Source organism: Flavobacterium sp. N2270 (genome assembly GCF_025947225.1).
In the GTDB taxonomy this organism is placed as follows: domain Bacteria; phylum Bacteroidota; class Bacteroidia; order Flavobacteriales; family Flavobacteriaceae; genus Flavobacterium.
This window is the reverse complement of sequence record NZ_CP110005.1, coordinates 246,408-266,488: the sequence shown is the minus strand read 5'-3', so window position 1 is coordinate 266,488 and position 20,081 is coordinate 246,408. Positions and strand designations below refer to the sequence as shown.

The following is a 20,081-nucleotide window of genomic DNA, read 5'->3' as shown; positions in this document are numbered from 1 at the left end:
TTTATATTTAAAATCCCAACATTTGTTGGGATTTTTTTATTTTTACAAAAATAGATTTTATGAAGAATTTCTTATTTCTTGCTGCGCTTTTAGTGCTTTCTTGTAAAACCAATCAAGTAGTTAATGATTCGAAAGAAACAAATGCTGTTTCAATAATCAATTTTTCAAAGCCAGAAAATGTTGCCAAAACATTATCTTTTTTAGCTTCAGATGATTTAGAAGGAAGAGATTCTGGTAGTGAAGGAATTGAAAAAGCGAGTGTTTTTTTAGAAAATATGCTAAAAGAAAACGGAGTAAAACCTTATTTCAAAACCTATCGCGATACGCTTTCAAACTTTAGTAAAACTTCTTATAATATTGTAGGTTATATAGAAGGAACTGATTTAAAACTAAAAGATGAGTTTGTAATTATTGGTGCACATTATGATCATATAGGTAAAATAGCAGCAGTTAACGGTGATGATATTGGGAATGGCGCAAATGATAATGCTTCAGGTACAACGGCTGTAACTGAGGTAATGAAGTATTTTGCTAAAAGTAAAACGAATAAAAGAAGTGTATTGTTTGTGTTTTTCTCTGCAGAAGAAAAAGGATTGTTAGGTTCGAAACATTTAGCAAAGAAATTAAATGATCAAAATATAGATTTGTATTTTATGTTCAATTATGAAATGATTGGCGTTAAAATGAATAGAGATGATATGCTCTTGTATTTAACTGGTTTTGGGAGAAGTAATATGGCGCAAATTATGAATGAATATGCAAGTGAAAAATTAATAGGATATATTCCTGCTGAAACACAATATCAATTGTTCAGGGCTTCAGATAATTATCCGTTTTATACCGAATTTGATGTGCCAGCTCAAACGGTTTCAACTTTCGACTTTGAAAACTTCGATTTTTATCACCAACCAGATGATGAATTTGAGTTAATGGATACGGCTCATATTACAAATGTGATAAATAAAACGATTCCTGTTTTAGAAAAAATGATGAACGCAGATACTAAAGAAATTCAATTAAAAAAATAATGAAAAACATAATTATAACAGGAACTTCTAGAGGAATTGGCTACGAACTGGCTTTGCAATTTGCTAATGAAGGTCATCAGGTTTTGGCTATTTCTAGAAAAACACCTCCAGAATTTATTAAGCACCAAAACATCACTTGTCTTTCAATTGATATGTCAGATAAAGAGCAATTTGTTCAAGTGGATAATTTTCTAAAGTCAACATGGAAAAAAGTCGATATAGTTATTAACAATGCAGGAAGTTTATTGAATAAACCATTTGAAGAAATTTCTTTTACCGATTTTGAAAATGTGTATAAAGTAAATGTTTTTGCTGTGGCCGAATTAACACGTGTTTGTATTCCATTTATGCAAAAAGGGAGTCATGTTGTTACAATTAGTTCTATGGGCGGAATTCAAGGAAGCATGAAGTTTCCAGGTTTAGCAGCTTACTCTTCTAGTAAAGGTGCGGTAATTACATTGTCTGAATTATTAGCTGAAGAATATAAAGAACAAGGTTTTGCTTTTAATGTTTTAGCTCTTGGAGCTGTAAATACCGAAATGCTACAAGAAGCTTTTCCAGGATATGAAGCGCCAATTTCAGCAAAAGAAATGGCAAACTATATTCACGACTTTTCGTTAGCCGGAAATAAATTTTATAACGGAAAAGTTTTACAGGTTTCATCAACAACTCCATAGAATAGCTTGAGTAACGTTTTACAAAAATATCTTCCTGAACACGCTGTTCAATCCTGTTTTGAATTGATCAAAGCAAATCACGTACATTTAAAAATTGTAAATGAACGCGTTACTCGTCATGGTGATTATAGAAAAGACGCACAGGGTTATCATTTAATTACGGTTAATGCTAATTTGAATAAATATCGTTTTTTAATGACATTGATTCATGAAATTGCACATTTAGTTGCTTTTGAAAAATATGGACGATATATAAAACCTCATGGAAATGAATGGAAACTCACTTTTCAAAAATTAATGGTTCCTTTTATACGGCCAGAAATATTTCCTAATCAATTGTTGCCTTTGTTGGCACGTCATTTTAGAAACCCAAAAGCTAGTAGTGATACTGATGCAACTTTATCTTTAGCATTAAAGCAGTTTGATGCAGAAGAAAACGATAAAAATTATATATTTGAATTACCATACGGAAGTCACTTTAGAATTCATAATGGTAGAATTTTTAAAAAAATAGCACTTAGAGTTAAGCGATATGAGTGTGTGGAATTAAGTACAGGAAGGATTTTTTTGTTTCAGCCTAATGCTGAGGTAGAACTTTTACCAAGTTAGTCGCTTTAAAAACTTTGAAATTTAAAAAATGAATAAAAATTATTACGCAATATTAATGGCTGGAGGAGTTGGTTCTCGTTTTTGGCCAGTAAGTACAACCGATTTTCCTAAACAATTTCACGATATGTTAGGAACTGGCGATACGTTAATTCAAAAAACATTCAGCAGATTATCTCAAATAATTCCCAAAGAAAATATTCTAATTCTTACGAATGAACGCTATAATAGTTTAGTTTTAGAGCAATTGCCAATGGTAAAACAAGAGCAAATTGTTTTAGAGCCAGCCATGCGAAATACGGCTCCTTGTATTTTGTATGCTTCGTTAAAAATTAAAAAACAAAATCCAAATGCAGTTGTAGTTGTTGCTCCTAGTGATCATTGGATTGAAGATGAAATGCAGTTTGTGGCTAATATTCAACGTTCGTTTGATTTTTGTGAAATGCAAGAATCATTAATGACATTAGGAATTGTTCCAACTTTTCCAAATACGGGTTATGGTTATATTGAATTTGATAAATTAGATAGTAGACCTATAAAAAAAGTAGTTCAGTTTAGAGAAAAACCAGATTATCATACAGCAAAGCAATTTATTCAAAGTCGTAATTATTTGTGGAATGCAGGAATTTTTATTTGGAGTATTAAAACAGTTTTAGAAGCTTTTGAAATATTTCAACCTAAAATGTATGCTCATTTTATGAATGGTTATGAAGTCTATAATTCAGATAAAGAAAAAGCGTTTATTGATGAACAATATCCTTTAGCGGAGAATATTTCTATAGATTATGCTATTCTTGAGAAAGCCGAAAATGTATTTGTTTTACCAGCAACTTTTGATTGGAATGATTTAGGAACTTGGGGTTCATTATATGATAAGTTGCCAAAAGATAAAAATGAGAATGCTATTGTTAATGCTAAAGTATTATTAGAAAATGCGACTAATAATATCATTAGAACTGATGGTAAGAAAACTGTTGTAATTGACGGATTGAATGATTATATTGTTGTAGATAGAGATAATGTGTTAATGATTTATCCAAAGAGTAAAGAACAAGATATTAAAAAAATAGTTACAAAACTTAATTAATTAAAAATGGAAAATAATCAAGATTCTAACATTAATATTTTAGCAGTTATTAAAAAGTATTTATTAGAGATTTTCGACATTTCTTCAGATACTGATAAAGAAGCAACTATTGAAGATGTTAAAAACGGAATATACGTAAAAGGTCAAACTGCTTGGGTTTTGATTTTTTCTATTTTAATTGCCTCTGCAGGATTGAATACTAGTTCAACAGCTGTAGTAATTGGTGCCATGTTAATTTCGCCTTTAATGGGGCCTATTTTAGGAATGGGACTTTCATTAGGAATTAATGATATTGACTTTTTAAGAAAAGCACTAAAGAATTTTGGTGTTATGGTAATTCTTAGTTTGCTAACTTCTTTTTTGTTTTTTAGTATTCCAATGTTTCAAGACGAAACGCCTGAACTTGTTGCTCGTACTTTTCCAGATGTTCGTGATGTTATTATTGCACTGTCAGGTGGTTTAGCTTTAATTGTTGCACTCAGCAGAAGAAATAAATCTTTAAACACAATTGCAGGTGTTGCTATTGCAACTGCCTTAATGCCGCCACTTTGTACTGCTGGCTACGGCTTAGCAACGGGTAAATGGAATTTCTTTGGAGGTGCCCTATTTTTATTCTCAATTAATACTGTTTTTATTGCATCAGCTACTTTTGTTGTAGTTCGGTTTTTAAAGTTTCCTTACGAAGCGTATGCAAATTCTCAAAGAAGAAAAAGAATTTCTCAAATAATTACAATTTTTGCAATTGCTATTTTGATTCCAAGTGTTTATATGTTTTATAATTTGTATAAAAAATCAGATTTTAATCAAAAAGTAGCCAATTTAATTGAAAGCGTAAAAACAGAGCAAGGAATTTTAATTTTAGATGTAAACACTGACTATTCAGCTAAAAAAATTGAATTTGCAGTGATAGGAAAAAGCCTTTCGAATGAGGATATTGCTCAGTTTAAAGAAGAAATGAAGCAAATGGGCTATGAGAATTGTGACTTTAAAGTACTACAAAACGCAGGAAATATTGAAACAATAAATAAAATTAACGAAATAGAATCCTCTTTTTTATCTAACCAACAATTATTGGTTAAGAAAGACGCCATTTTATTAGAAAAAGACAGGGAAATTTTCGATTTAAAGAATCAATTAATTGTAAAAAAAGAAGAAACATTTCCTTTTAATGAAATTGCCAATGAAATTAAGTCTTTGCAAAATGAAATTACTGAAGTCGCTTTTGCAAACTCAATAACAACAAACTTTACAACGACTGATACAATTCCTGTTTTTCACATAAAATTCAATAAAAATGTAAAGAGTAAGGAAAAATTAGAAAGCACTAAATCGCTTCAAAATTGGTTGCGTACAAAAATGAAAAATGAAAAAATTACAGTAGAAGAGAATGATTAATTAGTATCGTCTTCTAAATACATTTTTCGAACTCTTTTAAATAATTCAGATGAATAAACAAAATCGGTAACCGCTTCATTATCTGTTTTAAAAATTTCTTTGTTAGAACCTTCCCATTCTAATAAGCCGTTTTTAAGAAACGTAATTTTTTCGCCAATTTCCATAACAGAATTCATATCATGCGTATTAATAACAGTTGTAATGTTATATTCTTTTGTAATTTCCTGAATTAAATTATCAATTACAATGGCAGTTTTTGGGTCTAAACCAGAGTTGGGTTCGTCGCAAAAAAGATATTTCGGATTATTTACAATTGCTCTTCCTATAGCAACACGTTTTTGCATTCCGCCAGAAATTTCAGAAGGCTTTTTAGTATGTGCATTGATTAGGTTTACTCTTTCAATAACAAAGTCTACACGTTCTTTAATTTCTTTTGGTGTTTTATTTGAAAACATTTTCAATGGAAAGCCAATATTTTCTTCAACAGTCATGCTGTCAAATAATGCGCTTCCTTGAAAAACCATCCCTATTTCCGTTCTTAAAGCACGTTTTTCATCGTTTGTTAATTCGCTATAAATTCTTCCGTCAAAAGAAATAGTTCCGGCTTCAGGTATGTGAATTCCTAAAAGTGATTTTAAGAAAACTGTTTTTCCAGAACCACTTTGACCAATAATTAAATTAGTTTGTCCGGCTTCAAAACGAGTGCTAATTCCTTTTAATACTTTTTGATCACCAAAAGTTTTTTCTAAATTCTTAACTTCTATCATGAGCTTAAAAGTATTTGTGTTAAAATATAATTCATTAAAATGATCACTACCGATGTCCAAACAAATGAAACTGTACTTGCTTTTCCTACTTCAAGTGCTCCACCTTTCATGTAAAAACCATGAAAAGATGGTATTGTTGCTAAAATTATAGCAAAAACTATCGTTTTAATAAAAGCATAAACAATATGAAAAGGAATAAAGTCTACTTGAATACCGTTTATAAACTCTCCACTAGAAGAAAAACCGCCATAAACGGCAGCAATCCAACCGCCAAAAACACCTAAAAACATACTAATTCCAATTACAAATGGATATAATAGAAGTGCAATTATTTTTGGAAAAACTAAGTAATTTAATGAATTTACACCCATAACTTCAAGAGCATCTATTTGCTCCGTTACACGCATAGTTCCAATGCTAGATGTAATGAATGAACCCATTTTACCAGCCATAATAATAGAAATAAAAGTAGGAGCAAACTCTAAAACAATCGATTGTCTGGTTGCAAAACCAATTAAATATTTAGGAATTAACGGATTAGTTAAGTTTAAGGCAGTTTGTATAGAAACAACACCACCAACGAAAAAAGAAATAAAAGCAACGATTCCAAGCGAATCAATAATTAGATCATCAATTTCTTTTAAAATTAGTTGTTTCATTACGCTCCATTTGGTAGGTTTATTAAAAACCTCTTTTAGCATAATGAAATATTTTCCTATTTGCGATAAATATCGAACGAGCATCATAGTGTATGAAATATCTTCAAAAATAGTAATTTAAGATGAGTTTTAAAGGAAGTGTAGTAAGTTTTTTGGGCGTAACCCTAAAGGGCCGTGTCATTCGCTATATCTTTTATTTCGTAAACTACATAAAAGGATGCCGCTACTACCACTTACGCAATTCGTTGCATTTAAAACAACTTCTCTTTTATTTTTTTCCAACGATATTTTCTAATAAATTTCGCTTGTTCTTCAGAAACTAATAATTCTATATTAGAAGATTTTGCCTTCCAAAAACCATTCATATAATCTATAAACAGTAAAGGTTTATTTTTTCGTAACGCTAGTTTTAAAGAAGCAATAAAAGTAATAGTGAATCCATAGCCTAGCCTGTAAAAAGCTTCGCCTTGTTTGTAACGTGCTGTTTTATTATAATTCGCTCCTGTTGGTTTTAAATGTTTTACTTGCAAAGATTCATCGGTTACAACTTTCCAATTGTAAAATTTACATAGCAATTCATCAACAGTGTCCCAGCCCATAGCTGGTTTTAGTCCGCCAATTTGCTCAAAACACGCCTTTCTATACGCTTTAAATGCCCCGCGAATATGATCTTTATCGGTTAAATTTTCTAAAAACCATTCTCCGTTTTTTTCAATGTAAGCAAAACCGCCAACCATTCCAATTGTAGAATCAGATTGAAAATGTTTGATTATGGTTTCAAAATAATTGTTTGGAAATATTAAATCGGCATCTGCTTTTACAATAATATCATAATTATCATCAATGTGTTTTTCTCCTTCTTGAAAAGCTTGAATGACTTTGCTTCCTGGTAAATGTATTGCGTCTGATTTTTTTTCAATTAACGAAATAAACGTATTTTTTTCGGCAAAAGCCAAAACTATTTCAGCTGTTTTATCCATGGAATTATCGTTTACAACAATAATTTTATTTGGTAAAACGGTTTGATTCAAAAGGGAATCTAATGTTAAACTAATAAATTGTTCTTCGTTATGTGCTGGAATTATGATGTAAAAATTCATGAATTATTTCGGTAAAATAGGATTCCTCCTTACAAAAGTAAACAAATAGTTAATTACAGAATAAATATCAGTATTTTTGTTTGGTAAAATGAATTTTGTGGAAAAAAAAATAGTTGTAATAATTGTCACTTATAATGGAGCTAAATGGTTGAAAAAATGTTTTCAGTCATTAGAAGAATCTTCTTATAAAGTAAATACGATTGTGGTAGATAACAATTCTACTGATAATTCTACTGAAATTATCCAATCTTTTCCTAAGATTCAATTGATTCAATCTGCTGAAAACTTAGGTTTTGGTAAAGCCAATAATCTTGGAATTCAAAAAGCATTAGAACTTGGTGCTGATTATGTTTTTTTATTAAATCAAGACACATGGGTTTTTCCGGAAACAATTTCAAACTTAGTCGTGGTTGCAGAAACTAATGAAAAATACGGAATTGTAAGTCCGCTTCATTATTCTGGGGATGAAGTTCATCTTGATGAAAGCTTTGAAACGTATTGCAAAAGAAAAACAAAGTCAATTTCAGATAATATTGATGAAGTTCCGTTTGTAAATGCAGCAGCTTGGTTGCTTTCAAAAAAGACAATTGAAAGAGTCGGCTATTTTGAGCCTATGTTTCAACATTATGGAGAAGACAGGAATTATACCGATAGGATTTTGTTTCACAAATGCAAAACGGTTGTTGTTAAAAATTCAAGAATTTGCCACGATAGAATTATTACACGTAACTTTAAAAAAGATTGTACGCAAGCAAAATTTAGAATCTTAGCTGAGGTTTTAAACCCAAGTAACAATATTATAATTAGTTATTTAAAAGGATTCAAGTCGGTTTTTGGATTGCCTAAATATTTTTTAAAGTTTTATTCATTTTCGAAAGTGCTTACTATGTTTTTACAATTATTAGGATATTATGCGCTTTTGAAATTTCATTTTATCACCATTATTAAAGCACGAAGAAGTTATAAATAATGCAAGAAAACAATACACATAAGCAAGCTTTTTGGTTTACCATAATTAATTATGTGGGAATCATTATTGGTGTTGTTTCAACGATATTTGTGTATCCAAATGACAAAGAGTTTTTAGGAATTGTGCGTTATGTAGACAGTATTGCGCAAATTCTATTTCCAATAATGGTTTTTGGTGGAGCACAAGCTTTAATTCATTTTTATCCTGATTTATCTGAATCAAATAGAATGCAACTTTTTAAGTATGGAATTAGAACCATCTTGCTTGTAAGTTGTATTCTTTTTTTGGTTTTATTTTTAGGAAATCAATTTGTTGATTGGAACAATTATCAGTACGTTTTTTATGCTTTTCCTATTGCTTTTTCATTAGCATTTGTAGAGCTTTTTAAACGTCAGGCAACTAATTTACAAAAGCTGTCGATACCAACATTTTATGAAAAAATCATCCCTAAGTTAGCTTTGCCATTTGTTTTTATTTTATTGCTTTCGGGATATTTTGATGTTATAAGTAGTTTGGTCGCTTTTATAATTTCTTATTTTATTTTATTGGTTTTACTCTCGGTTTATTTGTTTGGACAATATAAAATCAATATGAATTTTGACTTTAGTTCTTTGTTTAGCCAAATTTCCAAAAGAGATTATTATAAATACAGTTTTTATTCTTTTGTAGGCAGCTTTGGTTCTTTCTTTGCCTTTAGAGTAGATTCGTTTATGATTCCTGAATTTCTTTCATTTGAAGCAAATGGAACTTATTCAATAGGAGTAATGTTAGCTTCTGCATTAGCAATTCCCGCAACAGGAATGTATGCTATTTATGCGCCACAAGTTTCTTCACTTATAAAAAGTGGCAACATTAAAGTATTAGGAGAAAAATATATTGAAACTTCTAAATTACTGTTTTTTATTGGTGCAGTTTTATTTGGTTGTATAATTTTAGGAATTGATTCTTTGTTTCAAATGCTTCCTACTTACGATAAATTAGTAGATTCTATTCCAATAATTGTTATTTTAGGCGCTAATGTGCTTTTCAATATGGCAACTGGTTTTAATTCTGAAATTATTTCCTATTCGAAGTATTTCCGATTTAATATAATATCTGTACTGGTTTTAGTGGTTTTAAACATTAGTCTAAATGTTTATTTCTTAACACAAACAAATCTTGGAATTATCGGAGTAGCTTTTGCATCTTTAATTGCAATGACTTTATTTAATAGTTTTAAATTGTATTTTATTTACTCAAAATTTGGAATACTTCCATTCGATAAAAAATACGCTCAGCTATTTTTTGTTATACTAGTTATAACATCGGCAATTTACTTTTTACCTGAGTTTTCAAATCACTTTGTAAATTTATTCTTTAAAACTGGATTGAATATTGCTTTAATAGTATGGCTAACGTATAAATTAAAGCTTGTTTTTAGTTTAAATTTTTGGATAGATAAATTAATTAATATTGGTAAACAAAAGCATTAATATTCATTCCTGCACCAACCGAAGCAAAAATTAAATAATCGCCTTTTTGAATTGATTGATTTTCTATTTCACCATTTGTAAGTAAATCAAAAAGCGTTGGAACAGTCGCAACACTTGAGTTTCCAAGTTTATGAATACTCATTGGCATAATGTTTTCTGGCATCTCTTGATCATATAATTTGTAGAAACGACTTACAATTGCCTCATCCATTTTTTCATTTGCTTGGTGAATCAATATTTTTTTAATTTGATTTATACTTACTCCACTTTTATCTAAACAGTCTTTCATTGCTAAAGGAACATTTGTAAGTGCAAATTCATAAATTTTACGTCCGTACATTTTTATATACCTTACATGAGGATCAAGGTTTTTATTGAATGACTCTCCAAAATATAAATAATTAGCTTCATCAATTGCAAATGTTGCAGATTCGGTTGCTAAAATTCCTCCATTATCTAAAGTTGCTTCGATAATTGTAGCCCCAGCTCCATCTGAATAAATCATAGAATCTCTATCGTGAATATCAACAACTCTTGACAAGGTTTCTGATCCAATTACTAAGCATTTTTTTGCCATCCCTGCTTTTATAAACGCGGTTGCTTGGATTGTTGCTTCAATCCAACCTGGGCACCCAAAAAGTATGTCGTAAGCCACGCATTTAGGATTTTTTATCGCTAATTTTTGCTTTACTCTAGAAGCTAAACTTGGAACAGTATCAGACTGAATTGTATTGTGTTTTATATCACCGTAGTTGTGAGCAAATATGATGTAATCTAAAGTTTCAGGGTCAATTTTTGCATTTTTAATAGCTTTTTTTGAAGCAATAAAAGCCATGTCAGAATTGTTCATATCTGCTGTAGCATATCTTCTTTCTTGAATACCTGTAATTTCTACAAATTTTCTTGCGATTACTTCGTTAGAAGCTTTAAAATTTGTTCCGTCTTCATTTAAGAATTCATGCTTAGAGAAATCTTCATTTGTTACTCTTAAAGATGGAATATAACTTCCTGAACCTGTGATTTTAATTTGCATTAGTGAGAGTTTAATTTGCTAAAATACTGATTAATATTTTAATACTACGTTTAAAAGTACTATGCATGCATATTATTGTGAAATTGATAGAATAATGTTTTTAAATTATTAATAACGCAATCTTTAATGCTTTTATTGAAATTTAATTTGCATTACCGTTGCCATGCTTAAAGCATTGGTTTTCATTTGTTCAGCATATTTACCTTCAAAGTGCGAATTGATTGTAGTATAAAGGTGTTCCAGCCAAGTGTCAAAATGTTCTTTTTTTAAAGCTTGTTTTTCATGTAAATCTTTATGAATTTGAAACATATTATTGCTATAACCACCTTTCATAAATAAAGATTGTTCCCAAAAAGTAGCCAAAATTTCAAAATGATGTTCTAAATTTTTATCAGTATCAGTAATTTTTGTAAAGTAAAAACTAATTGTGTCGTCTTTTAGAAGTTTCTCGTAAAATTCTTTCATGATTAAAAGAATGTCATCTCTAGTTTCAATATCATTCATTTTTTTAATTTTAGACAAAGTTAGTATTCTTGCACTTCTATTGTCTGACATTTATCATAAAAAAGAAAAAGGTTTCAAAAATAAATTTGAAACCTTTTCTATATTCTAATCACGGATGATTATTTTATTTTACATATATGCTTCAATAGGAGCGCAACTACAAACTAAGTTTCTATCTCCATAAGTTTCATCTATTCGACGAACACTTGGCCAAAATTTATTGTCAGCTACATATTCTAACGGATAAGCGGCTTTTTCTCTTGAATATGGCAATGTCCAAGTATCTGCAGTCAACATATTTAATGTATGAGGAGCATTTTTTAATACGTTATTTGGTTCTTCAATAGTTGCATCTTCAATTTCTTTACGAATAGAAATCATAGCGTCACAAAATCTGTCTAATTCAGAAACATCTTCAGACTCAGTTGGTTCAACCATTAAAGTTCCAGCTACTGGGAAAGAAACTGTTGGAGCATGGAACCCATAATCCATTAAACGTTTTGCGATATCAGTAACTTCGATTCCTTTCGCTTTGAAAGCTCTACAGTCTAAAATCATTTCGTGAGCAGCTCTTCCTTTTTCACCAGAATATAAAATTGGATAATGCTCTTCTAAACGTGCTTTCATATAGTTTGCATTTAGAATTGCATATTTAGTTGCATTTGTAATTCCTTCTGCACCTAACATACATATATAGCCATAAGAAATTAAGCAAACTAAAGCCGAACCGTATGGAGCTCCAGAAATTGCAGTAATTGCTTGTTCTCCACCAACATTTACTAATGGATTACTTGGTAAGAATGGAACTAATTTTTCGTTCACACAAATTGGCCCAACACCTGGCCCGCCACCTCCGTGAGGAATGGCAAATGTTTTGTGTAGATTTAAGTGACAAACATCAGCACCAATTGTAGCAGGATTTGTTAATCCAACTTGTGCATTCATATTTGCACCATCCATATAAACTAAACCACCATTATCGTGAATAATTTGAGTGATTTCCCTAATAGCACTTTCAAAAACACCATGAGTAGAAGGATAAGTTACCATTAAACATGATAATTCATCTTTATATTGTATTGCTTTTTCTCTCACATCTTCTACATCGATATTACCATTTTCCATAGTTTTGGTAACGATGATTTTCATTCCTGCCATTGCTGCAGATGCTGGATTGGTTCCGTGAGCTGAAGCAGGAATTAAACAAACCGTTCTTTGGTCATCTCCTCTTGATTGGTGATAAGCTCGAATAGCCATTAAACCAGCATATTCACCTTGAGCACCAGAATTTGGTTGTAATGTTGTACCTGCAAAACCTGTAATTACATTTAATTGGTGTTCTAATTTCTTAAGCATTTTTGTGTAACCTTGCACTTGGTCTAATGGAGCAAATGGGTGAATGGTGTTCCAATAAGGCATGCTTAAAGGTAACATTTCAGCAGCTGCATTTAATTTCATAGTACAAGAACCTAAAGCAATCATCGAATGATTTAACGATAAATCTTTACGTTCTAATTTTTTGATATAACGCATCAAACTGGTTTCAGAATGATACTTGTTGAATACTTCATGCGTTAAGAATTCCGATTTTCTGTTTAAGTGCATCGGATAATTGTTTTCCAATACATATTCAGAAACTTCAAAAGCTTCTTTTCCAACTGCTTCAGCGAAAATGGCAATTACTTCATTAACATCACTAAATAAAATAGTTTCGTTTAAAGAAATTGAAATTGTTTCATCATCAATGTAGAAGAAATTTACTTCTTTACTTTCGGCAATAGCTTTTACTTTTTTAGCATCCGCTTTTACAACTATTGTATCGAAAAAGGAAGTGTTGGTTTGATAAACGCCTAATTTGTTTAAAGCATCAGCTAAAGTGGAAGCCATTCCGTGAACTTTATCTGCGATGTATCGTAAACCATTTGGTCCGTGATAAACCGCAAACATTCCAGCCATAACTGACAATAAAACTTGCGCTGTACAGATGTTAGATGTCGCTTTTTCACGTTTTATATGTTGTTCACGTGTTTGTAATGCCATACGTAAGGCACGATTACCATCAGCATCTTGCGAAACTCCTATAATTCTTCCTGGCATCGAGCGTTTGTATTCTTCTTTTGTAGCAAAATAAGCTGCGTGTGGTCCGCCGTAGCCCATTGGGATTCCGAAACGTTGAGTTGTTCCTACTACTACATCAGCTCCCATTTCACCTGGAGGCGTTAATTTTACTAAAGATAAAATATCAGCAGCAACCGCTACTTTTATTTCGTTTTCATTGGCTTTTTTTATGAAATCAGCATAATCATAAACTTGACCATATTTTCCTGGGTATTGTAAAATTGCACCAAAAAAGTCACTAGAAAAATCAAATTCTTGGTGGTTTCCAATAACTAATTCCACTCCAATTGGAGTAGAACGCGTTTGCAATACAGATAAAGTTTGAGGCAAAATTTCTTCAGAAACGAAGAATTTACACACATTATTTTTCTTTTGGTCACGTGAGCGAACATCAAATAATAAAGCCATTGCTTCAGCAGCAGCAGTACTTTCGTCTAATAAAGATGCATTTGCGATTTCCATTCCAGTCAATTCGATAACTGTAGTTTGGAAATTTAAGATAGCTTCTAAACGACCTTGAGCAATTTCTGCCTGATAAGGTGTATAAGCTGTATACCATCCTGGATTTTCAAAAATATTTCTTTGAATTGCAGGAGGAACAATGGTTGGGTGATATCCTAGACCAATATATGATTTAAAAACTTTATTTGTTCTTCCTAATAAACGAATATGATTTGCATATTCATATTCAGTCATGATATGTTCTAATTCCAATGGTTCTTTTAGGCGAATGTCCGATGGAATTGTTTCAAATATTAATTGATCTAATGTTTCAACACCAATAGTGTCTAACATTTTTGGCAAATCGTTTTCTCTTGGTCCTAAGTGTCTTAAGGCAAATGAATCTGTTTTCATAATCAAATAGCTGTAGGTTTATTCAGTTGTGTATTTGTTTGGCAAAAGTAATTATTAATCTCGTAATAATTTTGATTTAGAAAGCTATTTTTTGTGATTTTATGAACTAAATAGCATTCTTATTAACACATTGCTTATTTTTGTTTCATGCGAATTTTTAAAAACATTCTTGATTTTTATATTGAAAGTAGTCTCCATGTTGCTTTGGCGGTTTATGCATTAATTCGTGTAACTTTTTTTAAGTTAAACATTCCTTATGATGAACCGGTTGCTTATTTTGGTTTTTACGGAACAGTGGTGGGTTATAATTTTATAAAATATGATGAACTAGCAAGAATTAAAAAAGTAGAATTGACAACCAAATTTAAGTTAATCATTGCTTTAAGTGTCGTGTCATTTTTTGCCTCTGTATTTTATTTTTTAAAACTTACTTTTTTTACACAATCAATTGGCATACTGGTGCTTTTAATTACAATTTTATATACTCTTCCCTTATTTCCTAAAAGAGAAAATATGAGAAATTGGGGTGGAATTAAAATTTATTTGGTAGCAATTGCATGGGTTGGTGTTACAGTTGTGTTGCCTGTTGTGAATAAAGAATTAGACTTTTCTTTTCAAATTGCTTTTAAATGTTTTCAGCGATTTTTGTTTGTTTTTATTCTGATGTTACTGTTTGAAATAATTGATTTACAGTTTGATGCAATTCCTTTGAAGACAATTCCTCAACGAATTGGAATTCAAAAGACTAAACTTATTAACTATTTGTTAATTGTGTTTTTTTTGTTACTTGAGTTTTTTACACCTAATTTTAATGGTAATCAATTTGTAGTTTCACTATTCGTTTCTTTTATTTTATTTGTTTTTACTTTTTTTGCAAATTCAAATAGAAATAAATACTATACTTCGTTTTGGGTTGAAAGTGTGCCTTTCTTTTGGTTGGTTTTATTGTTGGTTTTCGGACAGCATTTTTAAACTTTGATTTCTTTCTAAAAGGAAGTTTGTTAAGTATTTATTCAAGGCTAATTTGTCAAATAGTTTTCCGAAAATTCCAAAAGGTGTTTCGTACATTAATTTGTCTTCCATTATAGTAATTCCGTTTTCGTGTGTAAAAGTGTGTTCGTGTTTAAATGTTTTGAAACAACCTTCTACCATCTCATCTGTAAAATAATATGGGAATTTCATTTCAGTAATTTTACTTTGATGGTGTAAGATTAATCCAAAATGCTTTCCTTCCCACGTTTCTGTTTCGTTCAATTCAATTAAACCAGAAGTAATTCCTGCTATTGCCTTTTCATTTGTTTTACTTGCGGTTTCAATATGAACACTAATGTCTCTAGCGTTATTAAAAACAGTTTCGATGGGTGCATTTATTTTAGTGATGAGATGGATAGTTGTCATGATAATAAATTTTTAAGTGTTTTTTCAATTGTTCCAAGATTAAATTCAAAACCGTTATCCAATAATCTTTTGGGAATTACATTTCTGCTTTTCAAAACCAATTCGGGTTCTGTTTTTATGATTTTAGCCCCAAATTTTAATAAAGTTTTTGATAATGGAATGCCGAACGGAATACCAATTTCTTTTCTCAATTGTTTCATGAAATCTTTATTTCTAACCGGATTTGGAGCAATTACATTTACAGTTCCAATCATTTCTTTCTCTACGATAAACTCAATTGCTCTTGCAAAGTCATCTTCATGGATGAAACTGACAAATTGATTTCCGCTTCCATTTTTTCCGCCAAATCCAATTTGTGTCAGTCTTTTTAAAGGGATAAATGCACCTCCTTTTTTACCCAATACTATTGAAGTTCGCAATGCAGTTTTTAAAGTGTTTTTGGTTGGAACTTCAAAGAAAGTTTGTTCCCAAGCTTTGGCAACATTCATCGAAAAATCATCGCCAATTTCACCGTTTTCTTCTGTCATTTGTTTGTCTTCTGAATGTCTGTAAATTGTTGCTGTGGATGAATTTAGCCAATGTTTTGGTGGATTCGTACAGCTTAGTACAGCTAGGTTAAGAATTGCGGTGCTGTCTATTCGAGAAGCTAAAATGGCCGCCTTGTTTTCATCAGTATAACGACAATCAACCGATTTTCCTGCAAGATTTATTAAAACATCAGCTTTTTCTAATTCGGTTTCCCAACCAGTTAATGTTTTTGCATCCCAATGCACATATTTAATATTGTTTCTGGTCTCTGACTTTCCTCTGGTAAGAATTACAATTTCTTCAAATTTATTTTTGAAATGGTTTACTAAAACCTGTCCTAAAAATCCTGTTCCAGCAGCTATGATTAATTTATTTTGTTTCATTCTGTTTTGCTATTTTATTTAAAGTAATTGTGAAATATGTTGCAATACTCATAGGTAATATTATAATTGTAATTATTAAAAGTAAATTATTGTCATTAAAGTCAATCCAATCATTAAAAAAAGCTGTTACTAAAGCTGAATAAAGAGCTACATAAATCCAATAATTAATTATTTGATATTTCATTTTCTTTGTTAGGAATTTCATATTAAAACTAATATATAAAGCAATTAGTATTTGTATTGCGCCTAAAGCAATCTGTGCATATAAACCAAAAATTACTGTTAGGTAAAGAAAAAGAGTTGCTATGTAACTAATTTTGTTTATTTTTTGTGCTATTTTCATATATTTTATTTTTGAACTTTCAGAAAAAAATGAAAGTTTAGGTTAAATTTTTTTAGTTTATTTCTTCATAATCTTTACAACCAGTTTGGCTAACCAATTGTCTTTGTATTCTGTAATTTTGTCTAAAACATTATCTGCCTTTAAAACAAAATCATAAAGTTTAGAAGTTTGTTCTACAAAATGTCTTTCTTCTTCTGTTTTATTAGCTTCAATTGACGAAACTTCTTTTAAAACTTTCAAAGCTGGTTTAATTTCTCTTTTGCTTCTTTCTTTTGAAATTTTTACGGCTAATTCATCTAAATCTTTTTCAGCAGTAAAAAATTCTCTTCGTTCTCCTGCTTTGTATTCTTTATAAACAATTCCCCAATCCATTAATGCGCGAATATTCATAGAAGCATTTCCACGAGAAATTTGTAATTCTTCCATTATGTCTTCCATAGAAATAGCTTCGTTGCTAATCATTAATAAAGCATGAATTTGCGCCATGGTTTTATTAATTCCCCACTGGCTACCCAATGCTCCCCATGTTTGAACGAATTTATTTTTTGCTTCTTTAAATTCCATACCACAAAGATATATAAAAGTTTTTAAAGTTTCAAAAAAAAATGAAAGTTTGTTTTGTAAAGAAACCGAAGTAGTAATTCTTCGGTTTCTAAAATCTATATGATTTTACAATATTCTTCAAAAATAAGTTGTAAATACTTAGATAAAGTTTTATTCCTTTTTGATGAAACTGTATTTCTAAATGAAGATATAGTTCTGTCTTTTGTTAATATTATTTCCTTACTAGTGTTTAAATCATTCCATATTTTATTCCAACTAGTTTTAGTTTTTGTGTCCAAATCATTTGAGTTTGATGCTAGATACACTGTATGAATTAAATCTTCATTTTCTATTAACTTTTCTCTCGCATCTTTTCCATTAATAAATAACTTTTCAATTAATTTTATTAATTTTTGATTGTAATATATCTGACTCATTTTTATTTAAATCAACCCAGCTCTTTTCAACAAAGCCTCTGGTTTTGGTTCTTGACCTCTAAATTTTTTGTACAATTCCATTGGTAATTCAGTTCCACCTTTTGAAAGTACATTTTCTTTGAACTTAGTAGCCACTTCTTTATTGAAAATTCCTTTTTCTTGAAAATAAGCAAAAGCATCTGCATCTAAAACTTCAGCCCATTTATAACTGTAATATCCAGAAGAATATCCGCCTTGAAAAATATGCGAAAACGAAACGCTCATACAGTTTTCAGCAACATCTGGATACAATTTTGTGTTTTCAAAAGCAGCTTCTTCAAATTCTTTTACAGAAGTTATATCTTTTGGGTCATTACTATGGTAAGCCATGTCCAATAAACCAAAACTAATTTGACGCATAGTTGCAATTCCTTCTAAAAAGCTAGCACTTTCTTTTATTTTTTCTACATATTCTTGTGGAATAATTTCTCCTGTCTGATAATGTTTTGCAAATAATGCTAAAGCTTCGGGTTCATAACACCAGTTTTCCATAACCTGACTTGGTAATTCTACAAAGTCCCAATATACTGAAGTTCCTGATAAACTTGGATAAGTTGTATTGGCTAACATTCCGTGTAAACCATGGCCAAATTCGTGAAATAAAGTAGTAACTTCATTAAAGGTTAGGAGTGAAGGTTTGCTTTCTGTTGGCGGTGTAAAATTACAGACGTTAGAAATATGTGGTCTTTCGTTTACTCCATTTTTGATAAATTGAGGTTTAAAGGAAGTCATCCAAGCTCCGTTTCGTTTTCCTTTTCTAGGGAAAAAGTCGGTATAGAATAATGCAACAAGATTTCCTTCAAAATCTAAAACTTCAAAAGTTTGAACATCATCGTGGTATTTGTCAATGTCAAAAACTTCTTTAAATGTAATTCCGTATAATTTTTCAGCAATTGTAAAAGCGCCGTTTAAAACATTTTCTAGTTTGAAATAAGGTTTTAATTTTTCATCATCTAAACTAAATAATTTTTGTTTTAGTTTTTCTGAATAATAAGCGCCATCCCATTTTTCTAAAACTTCAATTCCGTCTAATTGTTTTGCAAAATCAGTTAATTCTGAAAATTCTCTTTCAGCTGCAGGTTTAGCTTTTTCTAATAAATCATTTAAGAACGACTTTACTTTCTCTGGATTTTGCGCCATTCGTTCTTCTAAAACAAAATGAGAATGTGTTGCATAACCTAATAAATTTGCTCTTTCATGACGCAATTTGGCAATTTTTAAAACATTTTCTTGATTATCAAATTCATTATTTTGAAAGGCTTTTTTTCCAGCAGCTATGGCTAATTCTTTACGTAATTCGCGTTTATCTGCATAGGTCATAAAAGGAATATAACTAGGATAATCTAAAGTAAAAATCCAACCTTCTAGTTCTTTACTTTTTGCTAAGGTTCTTGCTGCTTCAATAGTTCCTTCGGGTAAACCACTTAAATCTGATTCATTGGTTAAGTGAAGTTGATAGTTATTTGTTTCAGCGAGTACATTTTCGCCAAAAGTAAGTTTTAATTTAGCTAAATCTTTATCAATTTCACGAAGACGCATTTTTTTATCTTCAGAAAGTAAAGCGCCATTTCTTGCAAAACCTTTGTATTTTTTATCCAATAAAGTAGCCTGTTCTGTTGTTAAAGTCAAACTATCTTTTTGATCGTAAACGGCTTTTACTTTTTTAAACAAATCTTCATTTAATGTAATATCATTACTAAAAGCAGTTAATAGAGGAGAAACTTCTTGTGCAATTTTTTGCATTTCTTCAGAAGTTTCTGCTGAATTAAGATTAAAGAAAATACTTGATAAACGGTCTAGATTTTCACCTGCAAAATCAAGTGCTTCTATAGTGTTCTCAAAAGTTGGATTTTCAGTATTTTGAATGACTGCATCTATTTCTGCTTTTGCTTTTTCGATACATTCTTCAAAAGCAGGTTTATAATCTGAAAGATTAATCTTGTTAAAAGGTGCAGAATTGTGTTTTGTGTTGAATTTTTCTAAAAAAATTGTCATAATATTTTGTAATTATCGATAAAGTGTATATTTTTGTCGACGAAATGATGATGAAAGAGACCTTTTTGTCCCAAACAAGAATTTTTTTTATAGTTGTCACTTAAATGTGAATAGATTTTCAGAAGCTCCAGGGATGGAGCTTCA

The 20,081-nt window shown here is 30.4% G+C and carries 20 protein-coding genes; 8 read left to right on the top strand and 12 right to left on the bottom strand.

The genetic code is table 11. The features are described 5' to 3' along the window. The first annotated feature begins 59 nt into the window (after positions 1 to 59). The 5 genes from OLM55_RS01380 to OLM55_RS01360 are packed head-to-tail and all read left to right on the top strand — an operon-like array spanning position 60 to position 4,793. Entirely contained in the window at positions 60 to 1,028 is a 969-nt protein-coding gene (locus tag OLM55_RS01380; protein ID WP_264559634.1) for a M28 family metallopeptidase, read from the top strand. Continuing rightward, entirely contained in the window at positions 1,028 to 1,705 is a 678-nt protein-coding gene (locus OLM55_RS01375) for an SDR family NAD(P)-dependent oxidoreductase (RefSeq protein WP_264559633.1), read from the top strand. Before OLM55_RS01380 ends, OLM55_RS01375 begins: the two co-directional genes overlap by 1 nt. 6 nt (positions 1,706 to 1,711) lie before the next feature. Beyond that, positions 1,712 to 2,314 carry a SprT-like domain-containing protein gene (locus tag OLM55_RS01370; protein ID WP_264559632.1) on the top strand — a complete coding sequence of 201 codons (603 nt, stop codon included), beginning with the start codon at positions 1,712 to 1,714 and terminating at the stop codon, positions 2,312 to 2,314. A 28-nt stretch (positions 2,315 to 2,342) separates the two neighbouring features. Further along, positions 2,343 to 3,398 carry a mannose-1-phosphate guanylyltransferase gene (locus tag OLM55_RS01365; protein WP_264559631.1) on the top strand — a complete coding sequence of 352 codons (1,056 nt, stop codon included), beginning with the start codon at positions 2,343 to 2,345 and terminating at the stop codon, positions 3,396 to 3,398. Positions 3,399 to 3,404: 6 nt separating this feature from the next. Further along, complete coding sequence (locus OLM55_RS01360; RefSeq protein WP_264559630.1) at positions 3,405 to 4,793, top strand: DUF389 domain-containing protein; 1,389 nt, start codon at positions 3,405 to 3,407, stop codon at positions 4,791 to 4,793. On the opposite strand, the gene OLM55_RS01355 is transcribed toward OLM55_RS01360, so the two are convergent. The 3 genes from OLM55_RS01355 to OLM55_RS01345 all read right to left on the bottom strand — a co-directional run bounded on the left by OLM55_RS01355 (position 4,790) and on the right by OLM55_RS01345 (position 7,319). Further along, complete coding sequence (locus OLM55_RS01355) at positions 4,790 to 5,560, bottom strand: ABC transporter ATP-binding protein (protein WP_264559629.1); 771 nt, start codon at positions 5,558 to 5,560, stop codon at positions 4,790 to 4,792. The two genes, OLM55_RS01360 and OLM55_RS01355, sit on opposite strands and share 4 nt — an antisense overlap. Beyond that, the gene (locus tag OLM55_RS01350) at positions 5,557 to 6,306 is read right to left on the bottom strand and encodes an MlaE family ABC transporter permease (RefSeq protein WP_264559628.1); all 750 of its coding nucleotides are present in this window, start codon (positions 6,304 to 6,306) and stop codon (positions 5,557 to 5,559) included. The genes OLM55_RS01355 and OLM55_RS01350 overlap by 4 nt, the downstream gene beginning before the upstream one ends. 164 nt (positions 6,307 to 6,470) lie before the next feature. Further along, positions 6,471 to 7,319 carry a glycosyltransferase gene (locus OLM55_RS01345; protein ID WP_264559627.1) on the bottom strand — a complete coding sequence of 283 codons (849 nt, stop codon included), beginning with the start codon at positions 7,317 to 7,319 and terminating at the stop codon, positions 6,471 to 6,473. Positions 7,320 to 7,416: 97 nt separating this feature from the next. Here OLM55_RS01345 and OLM55_RS01340 point away from each other — a divergent pair, with 97 nt between their 5' ends. Beyond that, positions 7,417 to 8,289 (top strand): glycosyltransferase family 2 protein, encoded by an 873-nt coding sequence (locus tag OLM55_RS01340; RefSeq protein ID WP_264559626.1) that lies wholly within the window; start codon positions 7,417 to 7,419, stop codon positions 8,287 to 8,289. Then, a complete protein-coding gene (locus OLM55_RS01335) occupies positions 8,289 to 9,761 on the top strand; it encodes a lipopolysaccharide biosynthesis protein (RefSeq protein WP_264559625.1) in 1,473 nt (490 codons plus the stop codon). Before OLM55_RS01340 ends, OLM55_RS01335 begins: the two co-directional genes overlap by 1 nt. Here OLM55_RS01335 and OLM55_RS01330 read toward each other — a convergent pair. The 3 genes from OLM55_RS01330 to gcvP all read right to left on the bottom strand — a co-directional run bounded on the left by OLM55_RS01330 (position 9,736) and on the right by gcvP (position 14,271). Continuing rightward, positions 9,736 to 10,794, bottom strand: a complete 1,059-nt coding sequence (locus tag OLM55_RS01330; RefSeq protein WP_264559624.1) for a 3-oxoacyl-ACP synthase III family protein — start codon at positions 10,792 to 10,794, stop codon at positions 9,736 to 9,738. The two genes, OLM55_RS01335 and OLM55_RS01330, sit on opposite strands and share 26 nt — an antisense overlap. Positions 10,795 to 10,926: 132 nt before the next feature. Next, a complete protein-coding gene (locus tag OLM55_RS01325) occupies positions 10,927 to 11,349 on the bottom strand; it encodes a group III truncated hemoglobin (protein WP_264559623.1) in 423 nt (140 codons plus the stop codon). 78 nt (positions 11,350 to 11,427) lie between these two features. After that, on the bottom strand, positions 11,428 to 14,271 hold the full coding sequence (gene gcvP / locus OLM55_RS01320; RefSeq protein ID WP_264559622.1) for an aminomethyl-transferring glycine dehydrogenase: 2,844 nt from the start codon (positions 14,269 to 14,271) through the stop codon (positions 11,428 to 11,430). 147 nt (positions 14,272 to 14,418) lie between these two features. Between gcvP and OLM55_RS01315 the strand changes: the two genes are divergently transcribed. Then, the gene (locus tag OLM55_RS01315; RefSeq protein WP_264559621.1) at positions 14,419 to 15,243 is read left to right on the top strand and encodes a hypothetical protein; all 825 of its coding nucleotides are present in this window, start codon (positions 14,419 to 14,421) and stop codon (positions 15,241 to 15,243) included. Here OLM55_RS01315 and OLM55_RS01310 read toward each other — a convergent pair. The 6 genes from OLM55_RS01310 to OLM55_RS01285 form a co-directional block, all read right to left on the bottom strand. Beyond that, positions 15,214 to 15,669, bottom strand: a complete 456-nt coding sequence (locus OLM55_RS01310; RefSeq protein WP_264559620.1) for an SRPBCC family protein — start codon at positions 15,667 to 15,669, stop codon at positions 15,214 to 15,216. The genes OLM55_RS01315 and OLM55_RS01310 overlap by 30 nt on opposite strands. Continuing rightward, positions 15,666 to 16,580: a TIGR01777 family oxidoreductase gene (locus OLM55_RS01305; protein ID WP_264559619.1), complete on the bottom strand. Its 915-nt coding sequence runs from the start codon at positions 16,578 to 16,580 to the stop codon at positions 15,666 to 15,668. The genes OLM55_RS01310 and OLM55_RS01305 overlap by 4 nt, the downstream gene beginning before the upstream one ends. Next, positions 16,567 to 16,923, bottom strand: coding sequence for a hypothetical protein (locus OLM55_RS01300; protein ID WP_264559618.1), 357 nt, complete (start codon positions 16,921 to 16,923; stop codon positions 16,567 to 16,569). Before OLM55_RS01300 ends, OLM55_RS01305 begins: the two co-directional genes overlap by 14 nt. 57 nt (positions 16,924 to 16,980) lie before the next feature. Continuing rightward, the gene (locus tag OLM55_RS01295; protein WP_264559617.1) at positions 16,981 to 17,487 is read right to left on the bottom strand and encodes a GbsR/MarR family transcriptional regulator; all 507 of its coding nucleotides are present in this window, start codon (positions 17,485 to 17,487) and stop codon (positions 16,981 to 16,983) included. Positions 17,488 to 17,582: 95 nt separating this feature from the next. Next, complete coding sequence (locus tag OLM55_RS01290) at positions 17,583 to 17,903, bottom strand: hypothetical protein (RefSeq protein WP_264559616.1); 321 nt, start codon at positions 17,901 to 17,903, stop codon at positions 17,583 to 17,585. Positions 17,904 to 17,909: 6 nt separating this feature from the next. Beyond that, positions 17,910 to 19,937 carry a M3 family metallopeptidase gene (locus OLM55_RS01285; protein ID WP_264559615.1) on the bottom strand — a complete coding sequence of 676 codons (2,028 nt, stop codon included), beginning with the start codon at positions 19,935 to 19,937 and terminating at the stop codon, positions 17,910 to 17,912. Between the last annotated feature and the right edge of the window lie 144 nt (positions 19,938 to 20,081).

What these genes read in the sequence shown, in the direction of transcription:
- OLM55_RS01295 (WP_264559617.1), bottom strand. Translation starts at nt 17,487, where the DNA reads ATGGAATTTAAAGAAGCAAAAAATAAATTCGTTCAAACATGGGGAGCA.
- OLM55_RS01325 (WP_264559623.1), bottom strand. Translation starts at nt 11,349, where the DNA reads ATGTCAGACAATAGAAGTGCAAGAATACTAACTTTGTCTAAAATTAAA.
- OLM55_RS01315 (WP_264559621.1), top strand. Translation starts at nt 14,419, where the DNA reads ATGCGAATTTTTAAAAACATTCTTGATTTTTATATTGAAAGTAGTCTC.
- OLM55_RS01350 (WP_264559628.1), bottom strand. Translation starts at nt 6,306, where the DNA reads ATGATGCTCGTTCGATATTTATCGCAAATAGGAAAATATTTCATTATG.
- gcvP (WP_264559622.1), bottom strand. Translation starts at nt 14,271, where the DNA reads ATGAAAACAGATTCATTTGCCTTAAGACACTTAGGACCAAGAGAAAAC.
- OLM55_RS01355 (WP_264559629.1), bottom strand. Translation starts at nt 5,560, where the DNA reads ATGATAGAAGTTAAGAATTTAGAAAAAACTTTTGGTGATCAAAAAGTA.
- OLM55_RS01335 (WP_264559625.1), top strand. Translation starts at nt 8,289, where the DNA reads ATGCAAGAAAACAATACACATAAGCAAGCTTTTTGGTTTACCATAATT.
- OLM55_RS01345 (WP_264559627.1), bottom strand. Translation starts at nt 7,319, where the DNA reads ATGAATTTTTACATCATAATTCCAGCACATAACGAAGAACAATTTATT.
- OLM55_RS01290 (WP_264559616.1), bottom strand. Translation starts at nt 17,903, where the DNA reads ATGAGTCAGATATATTACAATCAAAAATTAATAAAATTAATTGAAAAG.
- OLM55_RS01360 (WP_264559630.1), top strand. Translation starts at nt 3,405, where the DNA reads ATGGAAAATAATCAAGATTCTAACATTAATATTTTAGCAGTTATTAAA.
- OLM55_RS01285 (WP_264559615.1), bottom strand. Translation starts at nt 19,937, where the DNA reads ATGACAATTTTTTTAGAAAAATTCAACACAAAACACAATTCTGCACCT.
- OLM55_RS01310 (WP_264559620.1), bottom strand. Translation starts at nt 15,669, where the DNA reads ATGACAACTATCCATCTCATCACTAAAATAAATGCACCCATCGAAACT.
- OLM55_RS01330 (WP_264559624.1), bottom strand. Translation starts at nt 10,794, where the DNA reads ATGCAAATTAAAATCACAGGTTCAGGAAGTTATATTCCATCTTTAAGA.
- OLM55_RS01365 (WP_264559631.1), top strand. Translation starts at nt 2,343, where the DNA reads ATGAATAAAAATTATTACGCAATATTAATGGCTGGAGGAGTTGGTTCT.
- OLM55_RS01305 (WP_264559619.1), bottom strand. Translation starts at nt 16,580, where the DNA reads ATGAAACAAAATAAATTAATCATAGCTGCTGGAACAGGATTTTTAGGA.
- OLM55_RS01300 (WP_264559618.1), bottom strand. Translation starts at nt 16,923, where the DNA reads ATGAAAATAGCACAAAAAATAAACAAAATTAGTTACATAGCAACTCTT.
- OLM55_RS01375 (WP_264559633.1), top strand. Translation starts at nt 1,028, where the DNA reads ATGAAAAACATAATTATAACAGGAACTTCTAGAGGAATTGGCTACGAA.
- OLM55_RS01380 (WP_264559634.1), top strand. Translation starts at nt 60, where the DNA reads ATGAAGAATTTCTTATTTCTTGCTGCGCTTTTAGTGCTTTCTTGTAAA.